This window comes from Propioniciclava sp., assembly GCF_029977985.1.
In the GTDB taxonomy this organism is placed as follows: Bacteria; Actinomycetota; Actinomycetes; order Propionibacteriales; family Propionibacteriaceae; genus Propioniciclava.
In genome coordinates, this window is the sequence record NZ_JARKOT010000016.1 from 1 (window position 1) to 1,855 (window position 1,855).

Annotated in this window: 2 protein-coding genes and 1 tRNA gene; 2 read left to right on the forward strand and 1 reads right to left on the reverse strand. The window is 72.7% G+C overall.

From position 1 onward, the window contains the following. Both Q1K57_RS01675 and Q1K57_RS01680 read left to right on the forward strand, forming a co-directional pair. On the forward strand, positions 1-1,283 hold a 1,283-nt coding region (locus tag Q1K57_RS01675), incomplete at its 5' end, for a hypothetical protein (protein WP_300078267.1). Between the two features lie 23 nt (positions 1,284-1,306). Continuing rightward, positions 1,307-1,382 (forward strand) — tRNA-Pro (locus tag Q1K57_RS01680). A gap of 174 nt (positions 1,383-1,556) precedes the next feature. Here the strand turns inward: Q1K57_RS01680 and Q1K57_RS01685 are convergent. After that, the gene (locus Q1K57_RS01685; RefSeq protein ID WP_300078270.1) at positions 1,557-1,679 is read right to left on the reverse strand and encodes a hypothetical protein; all 123 of its coding nucleotides are present in this window, start codon (positions 1,677-1,679) and stop codon (positions 1,557-1,559) included. Between the last annotated feature and the right edge of the window lie 176 nt (positions 1,680-1,855).

A 1,855-nucleotide genomic window follows, 5' to 3' on the forward strand; every position in this document is an offset into this window, starting at 1 on the left:
CCCGCCTGCGGCACCAACCCGACGATGAGGGCTGGACCACCACGGTCTCCCTCGACAACACCTCCGACGACACGCAGGCACTGCCGCCGCTGGGGGTGGCGGTGAGCGTGGCACCCGGGTGGGTCGGGTGGTCGTGGTCCACCGACGTGGAGGGCTTCCTCGTGGTGGCGCCTGCGGACGGTCCGGGGGAGTGCCTGCTCGTCTCGGTGCGCCGGGGCTTCTGGCGGGCGGCGGCGTCCGTGCCCGTGGTCTCGCCGGCCGCCCGGCGGGGCGACGCGCTCGGGGCGGGAGTCGCGGCGTTCCACCTCGCCCACCCCACGGGCTCGCTGCGGGCCTACGGGCGTCACCAGACCACCCTGGAGTTCTCGGCGATCACCGTGCCGGGCGCCGCCGCCGCGACCCTGCCGCCGTGGCTGCCCGAGCTCGTCGTCGCTCCCGGGGACGAGCTAGTGCTGCACACGCCCGACCAGGCCATCGTGCCCGGCCCGGGCGTGCAGGTGACCGAGACCGACTCGGGCGCGGTGCTGCTGGGCTCTGCGGGGCAACGCGAGGTCGCGGTGCACGGCGTCCGGGGGGTGCAGCGGCTGCGCATGACGTGCGCGCCGGCCCTTCCCGCGCTGGTGTGCGAGTTGGCTGGGGAGATCATTCGGACGCGGCCCTCAGGGGTGGGGTCGGCGTCCGCGGCGGTGGTTGCGAGCGGGCTCGCGCGACGGGTGGTCGTGGACGCGAGCGCTGCCCTCGACTGGCTCGAACGCGAGGACTGGCTGGCGCGCGGGGACCTGTGGGGCCCTGCGATCGCGGGCGTCGTGGCGAACGAGACGCACGACGCCGGGCTCGTCGAGGACGCGTGCGCCGCCTTGCTCGCGGCCGACCCGCTGCCGGGCATGGGCATCATCGGGAGCCGCCTGTGGCTGGCAACCCTCCGCGCCGGGCTGCCTCCGTTCGATCTGATGGCGGTCTTCGCGCGGGCCGGCTCGGGGCTGTCCGGCCTGGAGAGCGCGGTGCTGCGCAATGCGGACGCCGCACGCTGGGGCCGGGCGGTGCGTGGCCTCGTGGCCCGCCTGGGTGCCGGGTTGCCCGGCCAGCCCGTCGGGCTGGCCGAGGCGGACGCCGGCCTGGCCGTCGCGCTCCTGCGACACGTGCCCGAGGGTTGGGCGGAGCGGGAGGCCGCGACGCTGGCGTCCGAGAAGGCGGCGGCCCTGCTGCTGGCCGACCACGCCGACCGGCTGCACCCGGCGCACGACGGACTGGCGTGGCTGCTGATGGGGGAGATCAGCGCGTGAGGAGGTAGGATCGGCCTCCGATCCGGGGCGTAGCGTAGTGGCTAGCGCGCCTGCTTTGGGAGCAGGAGATCGCAGGTTCGAGTCCTGTCGCCCCGACCAAGAATGTGGCTTTGGCTAGGCATTGTGCCTCGACAAGTCCACAGGACGAAAACCTGTCGCCCGTAGGCCACTTGTGGGGGTGGCTAGGGGTTGTGGCCGGTCTGCCGGGATTGGGTGGTGGACGGGACTGGACAGCCGAAGTCCCATACAGACCCCAGAAATCCGTTTGTGGGACTAGCGAAACGCCTTGTCAGCGGACAGCGATGCGAGCGTGTGCTGGAACCCCGGCACGGTACGCCCCGCAGCCAGGAACAGATCCACGATGGAGGAGTAACCGCGCGTCGCGAAGTGGGTCACGGATGACTCCACCTTTCAGGTCTGGTCGCAGCAGCGGGGCGACGCTCTCTCAAGTCGACGTCGTCATGTGTGGCGGCGACGCCCTTTGCAGGGTCGGGAGATCGGACGAGGCGGGTGAGGTGGGCGCGGTCGGCTGCGTGGAGGGTGCTGAGGAGGTTGGACACGTAGTTGGCGAC